General features: G+C 29.5%; 3 protein-coding genes. All 3 read left to right on the forward strand.

Going from position 1 to position 3,049, the window contains the following annotated elements; translation table 11 throughout:
* The coding region (locus LI162_RS15025; RefSeq protein ID WP_227156862.1) for a hypothetical protein at nt 1–369 on the forward strand (369 nt) is incomplete at its 5' end.
* A complete protein-coding gene (locus LI162_RS15030; RefSeq protein WP_227156863.1) occupies nt 370–2,310 on the forward strand; it encodes a DUF1430 domain-containing protein in 1,941 nt (646 codons plus the stop codon).
* Nucleotides 2,307–2,915, forward strand: coding sequence for an ATP-binding cassette domain-containing protein (locus LI162_RS15035; RefSeq protein ID WP_055158421.1), 609 nt, complete (start codon nt 2,307–2,309; stop codon nt 2,913–2,915). Before LI162_RS15030 ends, LI162_RS15035 begins: the two co-directional genes overlap by 4 nt.
* The last annotated feature ends 134 nt before the right edge of the window (nt 2,916–3,049 follow it).

Raw genomic sequence — 3,049 nt, forward strand, 5'->3', positions numbered from 1 at the left:
TATAAACCATATAACGAATTTCAGAAAGACTTCCCTGAAATAGAAGAATCTGGAGTAAAAATTTACACAGATAAAGATGGATTCCAGTATAGTGTGTCTGTCCCTGATTATTTGCTTTGGAATGGAAATCTTGCGATAGCTGAGTCAGATGTTCGATATGCACTAATTATTTGGATAAAACCATTTCACCAAGGAATAAGTCAAGGCGTGCTATTTAATGACTATAAGGATTTGAATACTCAAATTATGTTGTCAAGTAGCAAAAAAGCTGAAGATCAAGAAGATCAATGGATTGTTGATGAAAATAGCACAATATTGACTACGATATTTGAAAAAGCAAATAAAGTATGGAATCTGGGGTTGAAATAAATGAAAGCAATTAAAAACTTATGTTTGTTTTGTTTCCTGATTTTTGGAATACTTATGCAATCTGAAATATTTCAAGATCAGCTTTGGAACTTTTCTACAGCATATTTTACGTCATCACGCTATGAAGTTGCTAGTGAAGATATGTCGCAGTTTCTGAAAGATGTATCAGAAACTGCAACGGAGAATGATGTACATATTTTTTCTCAGCACAATGAAATCAATAATAAATACCTTTCAACACTTCATATTTATGGCGATGATAAAGTAATCAGACAAACATTAAAAAATACTGCAAACATAGAAGAATCAGAATATACCGCTTTAGTTTCCGGAGTTACGAAAGTAAAATTTCATAATCTCTCAGAATTGCAAAGTACCTCTGTGGGTTATGAAAACTTTATCTCATACATAGGAAATGAGGACAATATTATCTCTGCATATCAGAAATTATCAGAAAAATATAGCTTAACTTATCCAGAATATTGGAATTCTACGGAAAAGGACATGATTTTTATTATATGGGGTATGATTATTGCATTGATGATTGTTCTAAATGTAATTGAAGTGGTTAGGCGAAAAAAAGAGGTTGTTGTACGAGTTTCCTTAGGAGAAAGTGCTGGTTTCATAGCATTTAAGGCTGCTTTATTCGATGTAACTTTTGACATTGCATTATTTATTGTTGCAAAAATATTGCTGTCAAATTATATATCGGGAGCATATGAGAATAGACTCGTCACAATTTTATATTCCATTGGAATTATTCTTTCCACTATTCCATATTGTTCTTTTTGCTTTTTTGATATTAGAAAGGCATTTGCAAATGCAACACACAAAAGAGGAGTGGATTTTTTAAGTTATTCGTTAAAATTTATAGCAGGGGTAGCCGCTGTTTTTACAATTACCACTAATATTAGTAGTATTCATAATAACCTATTTACAAATGAACATTTGTTAGAAGAATATTATGATGCAAATTATTTTACCGTAAAGACTACTGATTTTAATGCTGAAAAAGAAGAAGCTTTTTGGAATAAACTATACAAGAATGAATATAACACATTAAAGCCTGTAATATGCTTGAATATTTTAAATGATAAAAATGATGTGATATATGTAAATAATCATGCAAAAGATATGTTACAAGGTTTTACGAAGCAGATAAATGCAGTAGAGAATGAATCTTCTGATTTGATTATTTTCATTCCAAAGAATAGATATTTTGCTAAAAACAAGCAATTAGCCTATGACTCCTTGAGCCATGTTTTAAATCATGATAATTTACAACAATTAAATATTCAGTACATAGAGTATAGCGAAACAGAATACTTTTCCTATTTAGATACAAGTAGAATAAATGGTATCGAAAAAAGCAAAAATCCGATAATTATTTATCAGGCAAACAAAGATTTAGCAGTCAATGGTGGGTATCTTGAAAGCTATAAAGCAGGAGCAGTTTTATTTCAATGTGATGAAAAACAGCTAAGAAATATCAGCAAAAAGTATGAAGATATGCTTGGAAATTATCAGCTAGTAATTACAAACGTACATGAACAGTATTTATATAATCACACATTTTTAATAAAACTCGTGGGATTTTTAAGTTCTCTTTGTACGATTGTATTGCTTTTAAATATTACGATTATTGTTACCGTAAGTAGACTAGAGTTTCGAGAAAATGCAATGAAAATTTCCTTAATGAAAATCTTTGGATATAGTTTATTTGAACGGCACAAAACACTTCTTAAAATGATTGTAGTGGAAAATTTTGTGATATTAGTAGGTATGCTTATCTATTCTTTATTATCGGTACAAACTGAAGTAGGAATTAGCATTCTTGTTAGTTCATTTATGGCACTAATAGAATTTACAATTATTTTCTTTAATATCACAATTGTTGAAAAAACAAACATACCGAAATCATTAAAAGGAGGTTGCTTATGATAACAATTGAAAATCTATGCAAAGCATATAATGATAAAATTTTGTTCAAAAATTTTCATTTGAAAATTCCAGATAGCAGTTTTTTGGTAATTAGTGGCGAAAGTGGATGCGGAAAAAGTACTTTACTTAATATGATTGGAGGTATTGAAAATCCTGACAAAGGTTCTATTATTGTGAATGGTTTTGATGTGGCAAAAAAAGGAAAAAAGCAGAAATATTTCAAAGAAGTTGTTGGATTTTTATTTCAAAATTTTGCCCTTTTGGAAAACAAAACAGTAAAAGAAAATCTAGAAATAATAAAAAAATCAGGTAGAACGGATATTTCAATAAATGAAGCTCTTGAAAAAGTTGGCTTACAGAAAGTAATTAACAAAAAAGTCTATCAATTATCTGGTGGCGAACAGCAGAGAGTTGCGTTAGCTCGTTTAATGCTAAAGAAATGTTCAATTGTATTAGCAGACGAACCGACTGGTTCCTTAGACAAAAAAAATAGTGAGATTGTTATGAATATATTACATGAGTTAAGTGAACAGGGAAAAACAGTTATTGTTGTAACTCATAGTGAAGAAATTGTAGCACAAGAAAAGCATGTTCTATATTTATAATACCCATAATAGAAGAATATGTTCTTTCAGGAGACACCTCCTCTAAGAACATATTCTTTTGGTTAAAATTGATTATAAAGATACTTTTATTTCAGTATATTCGCTATATTGATGGGATATATATTTGCATATTA

It is taken from the genome of Mediterraneibacter sp. 210702-DFI.3.120 (assembly GCF_020561005.1).
Classification (GTDB): domain Bacteria; phylum Bacillota; class Clostridia; order Lachnospirales; family Lachnospiraceae; genus Mediterraneibacter; species Mediterraneibacter faecis.